The organism is Ligilactobacillus ruminis DSM 20403 = NBRC 102161, from assembly GCF_900113455.1.
In the GTDB taxonomy this organism is placed as follows: domain Bacteria; phylum Bacillota; class Bacilli; order Lactobacillales; family Lactobacillaceae; genus Ligilactobacillus; species Ligilactobacillus ruminis.
The window spans coordinates 1-15,847 of the sequence record NZ_FOPI01000013.1; the positions used below are offsets into that span (position 1 = coordinate 1).

Annotated in this window: 13 protein-coding genes; 1 reads left to right on the forward strand and 12 read right to left on the reverse strand. The window is 44.0% G+C overall.

Annotated features, from left to right (window positions below; translation table 11 throughout):
• On the forward strand, positions 1-211 hold a 211-nt coding region (locus BMZ95_RS11255), incomplete at its 5' end, for a transposase domain-containing protein (protein WP_191981825.1).
• Between the two features lie 57 nt (positions 212-268).
• Here BMZ95_RS11255 and BMZ95_RS04830 read toward each other — a convergent pair.
• From BMZ95_RS04830 to BMZ95_RS04885, 12 genes are all read right to left on the reverse strand, one after another.
• Positions 269-862 (reverse strand): cell division ATP-binding protein FtsE, encoded by a 594-nt coding sequence (locus BMZ95_RS04830; protein WP_046922898.1) that lies wholly within the window; start codon positions 860-862, stop codon positions 269-271.
• A complete protein-coding gene (locus tag BMZ95_RS04835; RefSeq protein ID WP_046922899.1) occupies positions 862-2,994 on the reverse strand; it encodes a hypothetical protein in 2,133 nt (710 codons plus the stop codon). The genes BMZ95_RS04830 and BMZ95_RS04835 overlap by 1 nt, the downstream gene beginning before the upstream one ends.
• Positions 2,995-3,078: 84 nt before the next feature.
• On the reverse strand, positions 3,079-3,279 hold the full coding sequence (locus BMZ95_RS11685) for a lactococcin 972 family bacteriocin (protein ID WP_080927196.1): 201 nt from the start codon (positions 3,277-3,279) through the stop codon (positions 3,079-3,081).
• Between the two features lie 431 nt (positions 3,280-3,710).
• Positions 3,711-4,643, reverse strand: a complete 933-nt coding sequence (gene whiA, locus BMZ95_RS04845; RefSeq protein WP_039122129.1) for a DNA-binding protein WhiA — start codon at positions 4,641-4,643, stop codon at positions 3,711-3,713.
• Positions 4,644-4,658: 15 nt separating this feature from the next.
• Complete coding sequence (locus BMZ95_RS04850; RefSeq protein WP_014073164.1) at positions 4,659-5,675, reverse strand: gluconeogenesis factor YvcK family protein; 1,017 nt, start codon at positions 5,673-5,675, stop codon at positions 4,659-4,661.
• Positions 5,672-6,559: an RNase adapter RapZ gene (gene rapZ / locus BMZ95_RS04855; protein WP_046922900.1), complete on the reverse strand. Its 888-nt coding sequence runs from the start codon at positions 6,557-6,559 to the stop codon at positions 5,672-5,674. Before rapZ ends, BMZ95_RS04850 begins: the two co-directional genes overlap by 4 nt.
• A gap of 114 nt (positions 6,560-6,673) precedes the next feature.
• Positions 6,674-7,558, reverse strand: coding sequence for an L-serine ammonia-lyase, iron-sulfur-dependent, subunit alpha (gene sdaAA / locus BMZ95_RS04860; RefSeq protein WP_046922901.1), 885 nt, complete (start codon positions 7,556-7,558; stop codon positions 6,674-6,676).
• Between the two features lie 12 nt (positions 7,559-7,570).
• Entirely contained in the window at positions 7,571-8,230 is a 660-nt protein-coding gene (locus tag BMZ95_RS04865; protein WP_046922902.1) for a serine dehydratase beta chain, read from the reverse strand.
• 262 nt (positions 8,231-8,492) lie between these two features.
• Positions 8,493-8,966, reverse strand: coding sequence for an S-ribosylhomocysteine lyase (locus BMZ95_RS04870; RefSeq protein ID WP_003692566.1), 474 nt, complete (start codon positions 8,964-8,966; stop codon positions 8,493-8,495).
• Positions 8,967-9,056: 90 nt separating this feature from the next.
• Complete coding sequence (gene uvrA, locus BMZ95_RS04875) at positions 9,057-11,891, reverse strand: excinuclease ABC subunit UvrA (RefSeq protein WP_046922903.1); 2,835 nt, start codon at positions 11,889-11,891, stop codon at positions 9,057-9,059.
• 15 nt (positions 11,892-11,906) lie between these two features.
• Positions 11,907-13,904, reverse strand: a complete 1,998-nt coding sequence (gene uvrB, locus BMZ95_RS04880) for an excinuclease ABC subunit UvrB (protein WP_046922904.1) — start codon at positions 13,902-13,904, stop codon at positions 11,907-11,909.
• Positions 13,905-14,030: 126 nt separating this feature from the next.
• Positions 14,031-15,755, reverse strand: coding sequence for a phospho-sugar mutase (locus BMZ95_RS04885; protein ID WP_046922905.1), 1,725 nt, complete (start codon positions 15,753-15,755; stop codon positions 14,031-14,033).
• Between the last annotated feature and the right edge of the window lie 92 nt (positions 15,756-15,847).

Consider the following 15,847-nt stretch of genomic DNA (forward strand, 5'->3'; position numbering starts at 1 on the left):
GATGGGGAGAAAAAACTGGCTGTTTTCGTCAACTTTTGAAGGCGCAAGGGCTAATGCCGTTGCGCTGTCGCTGATATATACGGCCAAACTTAATCAGTTGGATCCTGAAAAATACTTGAGAAAAGTATTAACGGAGATTACCAACATTGAGGTATTTGATCCTGAAAGGTTCCGCCAACTTCTCCCATGGAACATCGATCTTACCTCATAAATAAGAAAATAAAAACGATGCATACGCAATAACCTGAGATAATAATACTATCTCGGGCTATTTGTGTACACACCGCTGTTTTAACGACCGCTTACAAACGACGATGATCGTCTTTTTATCTTCTTGAAGTTTTTTCAAAACGTCCATTATGGCCGCTGCATTTTGAAAATCAAGATTGCCTGTCGGCTCATCGGCAACAAGCACGTCAAAAGGCTTGAGGATCGCCCTTGCAATTCCGACCCTCTGCTTTTCTCCGCCGCTTAATCTATACACGGTCTTGTCCAAAACATCTGCAGTCAAACCTGTTTTCTTCAAAGCATCCGTCATCTCAGGTTCCCCGATTTTTTGACAAGCGAGTTTCAAATTCTTCCTGACGGTCTTGTCGTCCAAAAGAAAATAGTTTTGAAATACAAATGAAAAATGCCTTCCCCATAATTTTTGGTGCCTGATTTTTTTTAAATCTTTTCCCTCAAAAAACACCTGACCTTCATCAGGCTTTTCCATCCCTGAGATGATCTTCAAAAGCGTTGACTTACCCGCACCGCTCTTTCCGGTTATGCAGCAAAAAGATCCTCGATTGATTTCAAGATTGATTTCGTTCAACACAGGAACGTTATCATATCTTTTTGAAACGTTTTTTAACGTAATCATTAAAAATCCCTCCCCAAAGTTCTGTTTTTTTGAAGAACGTCATACGAAATCCAAATGAATGACGCAAAAACCGTTCCGATAAAAAGAAATGCCAAAACTGCCAAATTAAGCCAATCCATCTTTTGCAATAAACATGAAGAAATAATAAAAGACAACGTAAAAACACCGCTAAAAAAAGCAATCTGTCCGTTTAAAATTCTAAAAAAAGAGCACCCCATCAAGCGTTTGATGACGATTTCTCTTTCATGCAGCAAATAATATTGAGCAATCATTGCAAAAAGAAAGAAAAAGCTGCCTGAAACAAGTACCGTCAAACGAATTAAAGAACAAGCGACTTGCCGTTTGTTTTGTTGAACGAGCTCTGCCTTCTTCGAATAAACGGACGTTACGAAATTTATCGTTGAACCGATTCCGCTCTCACGAAGTTTCGGCTCAAGTCTCTCATAGACCTTTCCGAAATGTTTGTCGCTAAAGAAAAAGCCGCCATTCAAGCAAAAGAGATTTCCGTACGACAAGCTGTTTTGATAATCGTCAAACAGTTTGATTACCGGGTCTTTGACCGTATTTGAAAGCAAATTATCACCTGAATCAGGATTGTACGTGAAATAACTTTGCCCGTTTTTTGCATAGACAATTTTGATTTTCAGATTTTTGTGCGTAAACTTTGGCACACGTTCTCTCTTTTTCCAAAGCTTAAAATCCGTATTGAGTTGAAACAAAAATTCATCCATGTATCGATTGCGAATTTCTTTTTCATACTTGCCGTATTTTTTGGGAACTATCAGAATCTTCGTAAAAAGCGTCGGTTTCAAATCAGAAACGCTTTTTCCGTCCGAAAGAATCGTCTTCGAAAGTCGCAAATAATTCTTATCCGCGGTTATCGCGCGACCGGAAACCGAGCAAATACGGTCATCTAAAGACTTATTGTCGGGATTTGCCAGATACCACGGCTGCTCCTTGCCGTTTTGTCCTGAAGTCCATAAGAAATTGTCTGAAAAAACAACAAAAGCTTGATAATTTGATCTTAGTTTTTCCCAAAGATTCTTTGCTTTCAAATCATATTCAACCTCAGCAGAATTATCCATTCTGTCTATCTGATTGGTCAAGTTTGTCTGATATATGTTTTTGGCATCCTCCCAACGTTCAAGTCTTGATGCCTGCTCCTTAAATCGACTATATTCTTGGTGAAACTTCGGAAACATGATGCTGACTAAGAAAATGCTTAAAATGAAAAATGCAGCATTGAGACCATATGCTGCTTTAGAAAAAAACGCATTATAAGACAGAAACAGTCTTGTTTTCATCTGAAATGCGCCGGCAACGATAATGATAACCAAAATAAAAAGCAGGCAGCAGGCATATAACAAAAGAAGCGACACCAAAAATCGGCTGCAATACTCGACCAAATTTTTCCAAGAAGCATAACCGAATAATAACGTCGCACTGATTCCGATTGAAAACTCCAACGATGGAATCAGATCTTTAATCGTTTCATTTAAAATTTCATACGATTTCCTTCCCAGAAGTCGCATCAAATCATTTTGACGCTTTTGTTTCATCAACAGGAACATCAGCGATATCAACGAAACAATCCCTGAAAGATTTGCCAAAAAAAGCAACGTGCTCTGATCATCTTCAAAAGAAGCGATATCTTTCTGGGATTTTATGCGCACTTTTCCAAAATCTCTCATGGTATCACAAACTTCTTTTACGTTTCCTGAAACATAAAAGACGCTATTGAACCCCATGTTCTTGATTTTATCAAGGGGGTAAAGCTTGACATGATACCTATAATTCGGGATCAGCAGTTTCTGCTTATTTTTCATATAATTCGTAGCCAAATCATCATGCGAAATTCTTCCTTTGATTAGAAAATCAGGATTAGTATCGTAAATAGTCAACTCATTTTCACTGGTAAAAAAGTACTGTGAAACACTAGTCTCGCCTTCAGATATTTTTTTCAGACTATTTATCAATGCAAGACAGTCAGCATCATCTTTTAAAAGCAGAGACACTTCTGTCTTGTCACCATACAAAAGCTTGGTGAAATAATCGTCAATTCTTTTATTTATGACGACCATCCCGGAAATTATCAAAAAAATCAGCATGCTTATTGAAAATAATTTCTTCATAATCCCCCCGAAAAAACTTAAAAATAAGGTGTTTCACAACAAATGACAACACACTGAGCAAAGCACTATTCACATAAAAGCTTCTTAATAAACATTATAATATGCTTTATTATTTCTCATAGTCGCATTAACTTGCGAAAAAGCAGTTATGCCTGCATGAACTTTCACACGTGTTCCTGCACCCATTCCGTTTTTAGCAGTTGCTGAATGAGTTCGTCCATAATGAACATAAGTCGACTGAACCTTTGTACCGTAGACGCCAAATAACCATTTGCCACCATCAATATAATGCCATTGCTACGGAGTCAGCCCTTTCCCTTTGACTTTTGATTTAAATAGAGCTAGCCCGCCTTCTTTTATCACTGATACCGGTGATTTCAAATTGCTGCTTGACAGTTCAACATCCCCTCAGCTAGTTGAGCCTGCATAAGCACTTGAAGAAGAAACTAACAAAAAAAGCAAGGTTGACCCCAATAAAAAGATTTTTTTTAATTATAATAATACCTCTCCTTAAAAATAAAACCGGTTAGCATTTTGATTTATCTAAAAGATATCACAAGAAATGTTTTCTCACAATCTTTTGTTTTATCAATTGCAAAATTTTTCCATAATTAATCTTTATTCCAACATCCCCAAATCAAAAGGCCCGATCCAGGCACACGCCGAATCAGGCCAAACAAAACGCTTTTTTAGATGTGCTTCAAAGAGCAAAGCCTCTATTTTCCAAAACCCATTTTTTCTGCTTGCTCCATAATTTTTCTCAAACGATGGTTGACGCCGGATTTTGAAATCGGACCGCCCGGAACCAATTCGCCGAGTTCTTTTAAACTGACTTCCGGATGAGCCATGCGCGCGATTGCGATTTCTTGCAGCTTGACGGGCAAATTGTTCAAACCGATTTTTTTGTCGAGATACTTAATACTTTCAATCTGCCTGTTGGCCGCGTCAGCAACCTTGTTGAAGTTTGCATTTTCACAATTGACGATTCGATTCACTGAATTTCTCATATCGCGCATGATGCGAACGTCTTCAAATTTGAGCATTGAACTTGTCGCACCGATCAAAGACAAAAAATCGGCAATCTTTTCTGCTTCTTTGAGATAAGTGATGTAGCCGCTGCGACGCTTGGCCGTGCGCGCGTTTAAGCCGTAGCGATTCATCATTTCGCAAATCGTCTGATTATGATCCTCATAAAGCGAATAGATTTCCAGATGATAGCTGCTTGTTTCAGGATTGTTGACCGAACCCGTGGCGAGAAAAGCCCCGCGCAAATATGAGCGAACCTTGGCGTCGTCATCCAAAAAATCGAGCGGAACGGTTTCTTTCAACTGAAAACCGTCCAAAATATCAAGATCCTTCAGCACGTAATCGCTGCCCTTGTTCAAGCGCACGATATAGAGATTGTTTTTCTTGAGTTTCATCTTCCGCCGAACCAAAAGCTCGCTTTCGACATCATAGAACTGTTTCAGCAAACTGTAAATTCTGCGGGCTGTGGCGGGGTTTTCCGTTTGAACGTTCAAGATAAAGCGATGATTGGAAAGTCCAAGCGAACCGTTCATGCGAATCAAAGCCATGAGTTCTGCTTTGGCATTGCCGAAATGAACTTCCAATGTCGTAAGTTCTTTTTTAACCTCGCTTGCGTATGACAAAAACGCTCCCTCCTTTTAGTTAGATTCGTCTGCTCGCCAGGACTTCGGACGTCCGGCAAGACACATCAACTCGTCCACGACCTGGTCCCCGTTATGAAACACTCCCTGATTTCTGAGCTTTAGAAAGTTGTCGGAAATAACGCGACACCCCTGGTCCCTCAACCCTTTAAAATCATATTTTACCTGATACAGGTATTCGTCATACTTCTGGCGATCCAGATAATTTTTTGGAACCGGCTCCGTATTTACGAGCACCGTATCGATAAAATTCTGTTTCAAATGCCTGTTCAAAACCCGAACGTGATCGGCATCGGTAAAATGCTCAGTTTCGCCCTTTTGCGTCATGATGTTGCAGATGTAGACAACCTCTGCTTCGCTTCGGCACACGGCCTCGCCGACGTTTTCAATCATCAGATTCGGCAAAATGCTCGTGAAAAGGCTCCCGGGTCCGAGCACGATCTGATCGGCATCAAGAATCGCATCGACAACTTCCTGCTTGGCCTCCGGTTTGCTGCCGTCAGCAGACGTTACCCAGACATTGTCGATTGTCTTGCCAGCAGCAGAAATTTCTGCTTCGCCTGAGATGACCGTTCCGTCGGTAAATGCAGCGTTCAAAGTCAGCGGCTTGTCTGAAGCCGGATAGACGTGTCCGTCGACCTGCATGATCTTGCTCAAATCCTGCACGGCTTCAAAGATGCCGCGGTTATCCATTTCAGTCAGCGCGGCAATAATCAGGTTGCCGATTGCATGACCTGAAAAGAATTGATCGTTTGACGAAAAACGATACTGAAAAATATCCTTGTAAAGTTTCGGCATGTCGGACAAAGCCGCCAAAACGTTTCTGATGTCTCCTGGCGGGACAACGTTAATGTAGTCTCTGATGATTCCAGAAGAACCGCCGTCATCAGCCACGGTAACAACGGCCGTAATGTCTGCATTTTTCTTGCGCAAACCTTTCAAAACAACCGGCAGTCCCGTACCGCCGCCGATCACGACAATTTTCGGACGATGTTTTTTTCTTAAACTGATCATGAGCGATTAACCGTCTCCTTCCGCTTCTTCATGTCGCGGTGATTGAAATTGACGGTATATCCATCGCTTTGCAAGTCTTCGCCAATTCGTTGCGCAATCGCCACTGAACGGTGTTGTCCGCCAGTACATCCGATTGCGATCGTCAGGCTCGTTTTTCCTTCAGCAACGTAACCCGGAATCACGTAGCGCAGCATTGAGATGTACTGCTTGTAAAATTCGGCAGTCTTCTCGGAATTCATGACATACTCGTAGACGTCATCGTCAAGGCCATTTTTTTCCTTTAATTCCTTGACATAGTAAGGATTCGGCAAAAACCTGACATCCATGACGACGTCGGCATCAATCGGAATGCCGTATTTGAAGCCAAAAGACATCACGTTGATGTGAAATGCAGTGTTTTCGCTGGTCTCAAAATTATGGAAGATTTCTTCGCGCAGCTGTCGCGGAGAAAGCCTCGTCGTATCAATCAAAAGCGTGGCCTTTGACTTGATTTCATTTAAAATCTCGCGTTCGCGCACGATGCCGTCAAGCACGCGTCCATCCATCGCAAGCGGGTGCAATCTTCTCGTTTCCTTATAGCGAGCAACTAGTTCCTCATCAGAAGCGTCCAAAAAGACGATTTTGGCGCTGATGCCGTTTTCATCTTCCAAGCTGCGAATCATTTCAACGACTTCTTCATAAAACGCCCGCGAACGCAGATCGATTACAAGCGCCACCTTCTTGATTTTGCCGGATTCCTTGATCAATTCCCAAAACTTGCCCATCAAAGCCGGCGGCATGTTATCGACGCAAAAATATCCCAAATCTTCAAAACTTTGCATCGCAACGGTCTTGCCGGCACCGCTCATTCCGGTAACGATCACTAATTGCATTGAGTCATGCATCAGACTTCATCCTCTCAAATAGTACTGTCAACATTATAACATACTTGCGCTGCCATCATTTCTAAATGCGGCAAAAAAGCCGCGCGAATCGATCATGTTAGACTCGCGTGGCTTTTAATCCATATCTTCGCCAAAAATTCTGATTTTCATTTTTAACCCGGTCTTGGTCGTCGCCAAACCGCCGAGTCCGGTTTCGCGCAGCTGTACCGGCATGTTTTCGCCGATTCGTTTCATTGCGCCGATTACTTCATCGGCAGGAATCTTGTTCGTCAGTCCGGCAAGCGCCATATCGGCACATGCAAGCGCATTGACGGAACCAACGACGTTTCGCTTGACGCACGGAATCTCGACCAAACCGGCAACAGGATCGCAGACAAGTCCCAACAAATTGCTGAGCGCCATTGCAAAAGCTTCTGCCGCCTGATTTGGCGTGCCGCCGCAAATTTCAACCGCTGCAGCTGCAGCCATGGCAGAGGCACTTCCGACTTCTGCCTGACATCCGCCGACGGCTCCAGCAATCATCGCATTGTTTGCTGTCAAGAGTCCAAAGGCGCCTGCGGTGAACAAAAACTGAATCTTCTGATCTTCCGTCAAATGCAGTTTTTGATCAATCGAAAAGAGCACGCCGGGAATGGTCCCTGACGAACCGGCAGTCGGGGTGGCGCAGATCAATCCCATTGCAGCATTGACCTCATTGGTAGCGAGTGAATTTTGAATTGCGGATAATATCAATTCACCAGACAATCCCTTTCCGCTTTCTCGATATTTGCGCATTTTTGCAGCCTCTCCACCGGTTAATCCGGTCGGAGAATGGACTCCGTTTCCATCTGCACCTCTGTGAGCTGCATTTTCCATCACTTGAAGCTGGTTTTTCATCTTGTCCCAGACTTCCTGTCTCGTTGCCCGCGCATATTTCATCTCTGAACGAATCATCAGTTCCCAGATTGGCAGATTTAATTCATCGCATGCCTTGATCAGGGAAGAAACATTCCTGTACATCAAAAATCCCCCTTAAAGACAAATCAATTCCTTGCTCATTGAAGCAATGTGCTCCAAGATTTGCTCATCCGGTTTTTTGTCAAGATCGAATTCGAGCAGGCAGCAGCCTGAGCTGATGCTTCGCTCGGCTTTTTTGACAATAAAATCGTCACCGCAGGCCAAACTTTCAAGAATACTGTTTTGCTTGCCGTCTTTTGCCAGACAAATGATGATCGGCAACGGTCCTGTCGGGAAAAATTCATGCCCGTCAATTTGAATCTTTCGAATCTCAATCGTCCCACCGCCAATCGAACATCCTGCAACTTTGACTTCCTTATCTTTGTTTGCCAAAGTTACGATTGACGTATTGGGATGATTAATCGGGCTTTTTCCCTCGTGTTCAATGAATTTGACCTTGATTCCCTTCATTTTAGCAATCCTGACCGCATCAGGCACGCGCAGATCATCCGTTTGCATCCCCAAAACACCTGCGATAATCGCAAAATCCGTTCCATGCCCGCGATGCGTCTTTGCAAATGATTCATAATAATCGATCGTAACCTGCGTGATTTTTTGAGAAAAAAGCTTATGGGCTACTTGTCCGATCGCAACTGCCCCCGCAGTATGCGAGCTGGAAGGTCCAACCATCACTGGTCCAATAATGTCGAAAACGCTCTTGTAATTTCCACTCATGGTCATTTTCCTCAATCTGAATAATTTAACATCATTAAATTTAACACTTATCTTCTGACAAAAAAAGAATATGTGAGAAATTTAATATTTTTCATATAGATTTTAAGTTTGAAAGCCATGCTTGACCTAAAAGAACGAAGCAAACCTAAATTTATTAAGCATTGCACTGTATTTTGTCAAAAAAACGCCAAAAGCAGCGAAAACACCATTCGATGCATTCCGCTGCTTTTTATTAAATGCAGAGCACAGACTCAGCTTTTGATCAATCAATAACTTTGCGAACGAACGGATCTGACGAGATTCCTTCTTCAAGAATCTTCTTGCACCACTCTTGAGCAGAAAAGAGCGAATGATCGCGATAGTTGCCGCAACTCTTGATATCCGTTCCCTGAACGTCTTCCCACGTTGCATTAACGATGTCTTGAAGCGATGCCTTCAAAGCCTTGGCCACTTCGACAGTGTCGTGTTCTCCCCACATGATCAGATGGAAGCCGGTACGACAACCGAACGGAGAACAGTCGATCACACCATCCATGTGATCGCGCAAATATCCTGCCAGCATGTGTTCAATCGTATGAAGTCCTGCGGTCGGAATCGCATTTTCATTTGGTTGAACCAAGCGCAGATCGAAGTTAGAAATTTTGTCGCCTTTTGGACCTTCTTCAACCGTAATCAAACGTACGTAAGGTGCCTTGACTGCAGTATGATCCAATGTAAAACTTTCAACTTTTGCCAAAGTAATCCCTCCAAAACTTTATTATACTAATGACTATAACAGTTTGTTCGAAAAATTCAAGAGCACAAAACGTGAAATTCTTCTTGAACGTTATTCATAATGACCTCTTTCAATGACTTCTTTCAAATACTTTCCGGTATAGCTGTGTTCGTTTCGACAAAGTTCTTCCGGCGTTCCGCATCCGATGATCGTCCCGCCGCCTTCACCGCCTTCCGGACCCAGATCAATCAGATGATCCGCTGATTTGATGACGTCAAGGTTGTGTTCGATCACGAGCACGGTATTTCCCTTGTCAACCAGACGTTGCAAGACCTCAAGCAAACGCTTGATGTCATCGGTATGCAGTCCCGTCGTAGGTTCGTCCAAAATATAAAACGTTTTGCCGTTTGACTTTCGATGCAATTCGCTTGCCAGCTTCATTCTTTGAGCCTCGCCACCGGAAAGCGTCGTTGCCGGCTGTCCCAGCGTCACGTAACCTAATCCGACGTCTGCAATCGTCTGCAGCTTGCGTTTGATTTTTGGAATTGCAGCAAAAAACTCTAGCGCCTCTTCAACGGTCATGTTCAAAACTTCTGAAATATTCTTTCCCTTGTACTCTATTTCAAGCGTTTCCGAATTGTACCTCGCACCGTGACAAACTTCACAAGGAACGTAAACATCCGGCAAAAAGTTCATCTCGATCTTGATAATGCCGTCGCCCTTGCAAGATTCGCAGCGACCGCCTTTGACGTTAAAGCTGAATCGACCCTTGCCGTATCCTCTGACTTTTGCCTGATTCGTCTTCGCAAAAAGATCGCGAACGTCATCAAATACGCCGGTATATGTCGCAGGATTGCTGCGCGGCGTTCGCCCGATCGGACTTTGGTCGATGCAGATTACTTTTTCAAGATATTCGGTCCCGATGAGCTTCTTGAATCTGCCGGGCTTTTCCGTGCTGTGGTTAAGCTTTGCTGCCAATGCTTTCTTTAAAATCATATTGACGAGCGTCGATTTGCCGGATCCTGAAACACCGGTAACCGCAATAAATTTCCCGAGCGGAAAGCTGACGTCGATATTTTTCAAATTGTTCTCGCATGCGCCAAAAAGTTCAAGCACGTGGCCGTTTCCCTTGCGACGCTCTTTTGGAATCGGAACATATTTTTTGCCAGACAAATACTGTCCAGTCAATGACTTGGCAGAACGAGCCACCTGTTTGGGCGTACCGCTTGCCATGACTTTTCCGCCGTGACTTCCGGCACCAGGTCCGATATCGATCAGGTAATCAGCTGCCCTCATCGTATCTTCGTCATGTTCGACAACGATCAAAGTGTTGCCGAGATCGCGCATTTTTTTCAACGAATCAATCAGTCTGTCGTTATCTCGCTGGTGCAGCCCGATTGACGGTTCGTCCAAAATATACAAGACGCCGGACAAATTTGAGCCAATCTGGGTCGCAAGTCTGATTCGCTGCGCTTCACCGCCTGAAAGCGTACGTGCGGAACGGCTGAGCGTCAAATATGCCAGCCCGACGTTGACCAAAAAACTCAATCGATCGCAGATTTCTTTTAAAATAGGTTTTGCGATCTGCTCTTTTTGTTCAGAAAACGTCAATCCTTTGAAAAACGGCAAGGCATCTCCAATCGACATTTCGGAAACTTCACCAATGTTTTTCCCGTCGATTTTGACCGCAAGCGCACGTTCGTTCAATCGATATCCGTGACACGTGCTGCACGTCAGACTTGTCATGTACTTTCGCATCACGTCGCGCGTAAAATCGCTGTTCGTTTCACGATAGCGCCGCTCGACGTTGTTGATTACGCCTTCAAATACAGTGTCGACGTCTCTGACTCCGCCAAAGTCGTTTTCATGATGAAAATGAAATTCCTTGTCGCCGGAACCGTACAGAATGAGATTCTTAGCCTTTTTGGAAAGATCTTTAAAGGGCGTATCCATGTCAACTCCAAAAGCTTGGCACGCTTGTTCCAAAAGATTCGGATAATACTGCGAGCTGATTGGATTCCATGGTGCGATGGCTCCTTCATGAAGCGTCTTTGTCTGATCAGGAACAACCAAATCCATGTCAACCTCAAGTTTGGCGCCTAACCCGTCACATTCAGGACACGCACCGAACGGAGCATTGAACGAAAAAAGACGCGGCTCAAGTTCGCCAATCGTAAAGCCGCAGTATGGGCAGGCAAAGCTTTCCGAAAATTGAATCGTTTCTTGACCGACAATTTCTGCCGTTGCATATCCGTCGGAAAGACGCAAGGCTGCTTCAAACGAATCAAACAGGCGCGTTCTGATGCCATCCTTGACAACGATACGATCGACAACGACTGAAATATCGTGCTTCTTATTTTTATCAAGTTCAATTTCATCGTCAACTTCATGGGCTTTTCCATCAATCATCAGACGAATGAATCCTTCATGCTTGATTTTTTCAAGCATTTTTTTGTGCTTCCCCTTCTTTCCGCGAACAACCGGCGCCAAAATAATGACTTTGGTTCTTTCCGGAAATTTCAAAATGCGATCAACCATCTGTTCAGGAGACTGACTCGTAATCTCGCTGCCGTCGTTCGGACAAATCGGGGTTCCGACACGTGCCCACAAAAGTCGCAGATAATCATTGATTTCAGTGACGGTTCCGACGGTTGAACGCGGATTTTTCGAAGTCGTCTTCTGGTCAATCGAAATTGCGGGGGACAACCCTTCGATCGAATCAACGTCCGGCTTATCCATCTGTCCTAAAAATTGCCTGGCATAAGAAGAGAGACTTTCAACATACCTTCTTTGCCCTTCAGCATAAAGCGTATCGAATGCAAGCGAACTTTTGCCTGATCCCGAAAGTCCCGTCACGACGACAAGTTTGTCTCTTGGAATTTCGACGTCGACGTTTTTTAAATTATGTTCCCTTGCGCCATGAATGATAATTTTGTCAACACCCAACTTTTTTCCTCTTTTCTATTCAATTTCCGCCTTAAGTTCAAGAACCGTGTCTCGCAAACGTGCAGCTTCTTCAAAATCAAGCTTTTTGGCTGCTTCTCTCATCTGTTCTTCCAACCCTGAAATCATCTCTTGTTGGTCTTTTTGGCTCAAATCGTTGAAATCAAAGTCTTCCGTTTTCTTTTTAGACTTCTTGGAAACTTTATCTCCATATGAAATTGCAGCACGAATTTCTTTTTTGATTGTCTGCGGAACGATCCCGCGTTCTTGATTATACCTCATCTGAATCTCGCGACGACGCCTGGTTTCGTCAATCGCAGCTTTCATTGATTCGGTCACTTCGTCAGCATACATGATCACGTGTCCGTTGGCATTTCTGGCAGCACGTCCGATTGTTTGAATCAAGGAACGCTCATTTCTAAGGAATCCTTCCTTATCGGCATCAAGAATTGCTACCAACGAGACTTCAGGAACGTCGATTCCTTCGCGAAGCAGGTTGATTCCGACCAAAACGTCAAATTTGCCAAGACGCAGATCTCGAACGATTCTTGTTCGCTCAAGCGTTTTGATATCAGAATGCAGATATTTGACCTTTATGCCGAGTTCTTTCAGATAATCTGTCAAATCTTCGGCCATCTTTTTCGTCAGAGTCGTCACGAAGACTCGCTCGTTTTTCTCCGTACGCTTATTGATTTCACCGACAAGGTCATCCATCTGTCCCATGATCGGTCTGACTTCGATTTCAGGATCAAGGAGTCCGGTCGGTCGAATTATCTGTTGAACGATGTGGTCGGTCTGTTTCTTTTCGTAATCTCCTGGAGTTGCCGACATATAAATAATTTGATTCGTCAGCTTTTCAAATTCTTCAAGCTTCAACGGACGATTGTCAAGTGCGCTTTTAAGTCTGAACCCATAATCGACCAGCATTTGCTTGCGAGCCTGGTCACCGTTATACATCCCCCTGACCTGCGGCATCGTCACATGCGATTCATCGACAACGAGCAAGAAATCTTTCGGAAAGAAGTCAAGCAGCGTAAACGGTCTGTTCATCTGACGATTATCCATATATTTTGAATAATTCTCGATTCCTGAACAATAGCCCATTTCACGCATCATTTCGATGTCATACGTCGTTCTTTGCTCAAGGCGCTGGGCTTCAAGAAGCTTGCCTTGCGCGCGCAGTTCCTCAAGTCGTTCTTTCAGCTCTTTTTCGATTCCTTCCAATGCTTGTTTCATTCGATCGTCATTTGTCAAAAAGTGCGTTGCCGGAAAAATCGTCACCTTATCCGTATTGGTGATAATTTCACCGGTCAGTGGATTAAATTCGCAGATTCGATCAATGTCGTCTCCAAAAAACTCGATTCTGAGCGCTGATGAATCGCTTGACGCCGGAAAAATATCGACCACGTCACCACGAACGCGGAAACGACCGCGCTGAAAATCAATGTCGTTTCGCTCGAACTGGATTTCAACCAATTCCCTGAGCAGGCGATCGCGGCCATACTCCTGATCAACGTGCAAAGAAAGCGCCTGTTGCTGATATTCGCTTGGATCGCCCAATCCGAAAATGCACGAGACCGAAGCCACGACAATGACGTCGTTTCGTTCAAGCAACGCGCTTGTCGCAGCGTGTCTTAGCTTATCGATCTCATCATTGATGCTGGAATCTTTTTCGATGTAGGTATCGCTCGAAGGAACATAGGCTTCAGGCTGATAATAGTCGTAATATGATACGAAATATTCGACCGCGTTATTTGGAAAAAACTCTTTGAATTCGCCATAAAGCTGACCTGCCAAAGTTTTGTTATGTGCCAAAACCAAGGTCGGCTTATTCACGTTTGCAATGACGTTTGAAATCGTAAACGTTTTGCCGGTTCCGGTCGCGCCCAATAAAATTTGCGCATGTTCCCCGGCTTTGATTCCGGCAGTAAGTTCAGCAATTGCCTCTGGCTGATCACCAGTTGGTTTGTAAGACGAGCATAATTCAAAATTTCGATCAGGTTGTCGTTCAATCACAAAAAATCGCCCCCATGTTCCATAAAACAAATCTAGAAATATTGTATCACTTCGAACAAAGTTTCGCAAAAATAATGATTAAAAAAAGATCTTCGCCCTCATCCGGTGAAGATCTTTGCTGTCTTTTTAATCCACGTACGCTTGAATTGCTTCTTCAAATTTAGCAACGTTTGCCTTGGAATTTTCAACCGAATCGCCTTGCGTTCCGATATAGAACTTGATCTTAGGCTCGGTTCCCGAAGGACGAACGGCAATCCACGTGCCGTCTTCCAGGATATACTTCAAAACGTTTGAGCTCGGAAGATTCATCTTCTCTTCTTTTCCGTCGGCAAAGCTCTTTTTGCCAGTTGCAAAATCTTCTGCACAAACGACTTTAACGCCCGCAAACTCAGCCGGAGCCTCGTCACGAAGCTTAGCCATCAAATTCTTGATCTGCTGTGCGCCTTCAACGCCGTCAAACGTAAGTGCCGTTGTCTTTTCAGCAAAGTATCCGTACTTTTCGAAGAGTTCCTGCAGACCGTCATAAAGGTTTTTGCCTTGCTTGCGGTAATATGCGGCAACTTCCGCAAGGAGCACCAATGATTGGATAGCATCCTTGTCACGCACGAACGGACGAACAAGGTAGCCGTAGCTTTCTTCAAAGCCCATCATAAACGTGTGCTCGTTCGTTTCTTCAAAATGCTGAATCTGTTCGGCAATGAACTTGAATCCAGTCAAAACGTTGACCGTATCGCATCCAAAGTCCTTGGCAATCTTAGCCGCAAATTCGCTTGAAACGATCGACTTGACCAATGCACCGTTTTCAGGCAGCGTCCCTGCATTTTTGCGTGCGGTCAAAATATAGTTGAGCATGATCGCAGCAATCTGATTTCCCGTCAAAAGCTTATAATCTCCATCCGGCTGACGAACAGCGGCACCCAAACGATCAGCGTCCGGATCGACGGCAATCAGCAAATCAGCATCGTCTCGCTTGCCAAGCTTGATTGCAAGGTCGAATGCTTCGGGAAATTCAGGATTGGGATGTTCCACGGTTGAAAAATCAGCATCCGGAGTCGCTTGTTCGGGAACCATCGTGAAATCTTCAAAACCAGCTTGACGCAAAGCCTTTTCGCCAAGCATTGCGCCCGTACCGTGAAGCGGAGTGAAAATCAGCTTCATCGTCTTGCCTTCTTCTGCAACAAGTTCCGGATCAACCGTTACTTTTTTGACTTCAGCCAAATACTCCTTGTCGATTTCAGAACCGATGACTTTCAGCGTGCCGTCATTGATCAAAGCATCCTTGTCAGCTGCTTCAACTGCAAAAATATCATCGACTTCACGAATGTACTTCGTAATCAGGTCTGATTCTTTTGGGGGCATTTGAGCACCGTCTTCGCCATAAATCTTATAGCCGTTATATTGTTTAGGATTATGGCTTGCGGTAATCATGATCCCGGCATAAGCGTGCAAATGACGCACCGTAAACGAAAGTTCGGGCGTCGGACGCAGGCTTTCAAAAACAAAGCTCGGGATGCCATGAGCCCCCAAAACACGTGCCGATTCAAATGCAAATTCCTGAGACTTATGACGAGAATCATAACTGATGGCAACGCCGCGACGCTTTGTTTCTTCGTCAAGAGTATCCATCAATGACGCAAGACCTTCAGTTGCCTGACGAACCGTGTAAACATTCATTCGATTGATGCCGACTCCGATTACGCCGCGCATCCCCGCCGTTCCGAATTCCATCGGAGCATAAAAAGCATCTTCCAAAGCTTCATCGTTTCCTTCAAGCTTTGCAAGCTCATCTTTTAAATCAGGTTCAAGTTCCCGATAGTTTTTCCAAGCGTTATAAGTTTCTTTCCAACTCATAAAATCACCCCTAATTAATAGCTTCAACTTCAGTATACTATATTCTAACACAAGACACGTGCAATTTGATTGATTTACTTAAAATTTTACTT

What these genes read in the sequence shown, in the direction of transcription:
- BMZ95_RS04830 (WP_046922898.1), bottom strand. Translation starts at nt 862, where the DNA reads ATGATTACGTTAAAAAACGTTTCAAAAAGATATGATAACGTTCCTGTG.
- sdaAA (WP_046922901.1), bottom strand. Translation starts at nt 7,558, where the DNA reads ATGTACAGGAATGTTTCTTCCCTGATCAAGGCATGCGATGAATTAAAT.
- BMZ95_RS04885 (WP_046922905.1), bottom strand. Translation starts at nt 15,755, where the DNA reads ATGAGTTGGAAAGAAACTTATAACGCTTGGAAAAACTATCGGGAACTT.
- BMZ95_RS04865 (WP_046922902.1), bottom strand. Translation starts at nt 8,230, where the DNA reads ATGAGTGGAAATTACAAGAGCGTTTTCGACATTATTGGACCAGTGATG.
- BMZ95_RS04850 (WP_014073164.1), bottom strand. Translation starts at nt 5,675, where the DNA reads ATGATCAGTTTAAGAAAAAAACATCGTCCGAAAATTGTCGTGATCGGC.
- rapZ (WP_046922900.1), bottom strand. Translation starts at nt 6,559, where the DNA reads ATGCATGACTCAATGCAATTAGTGATCGTTACCGGAATGAGCGGTGCC.
- BMZ95_RS04835 (WP_046922899.1), bottom strand. Translation starts at nt 2,994, where the DNA reads ATGAAGAAATTATTTTCAATAAGCATGCTGATTTTTTTGATAATTTCC.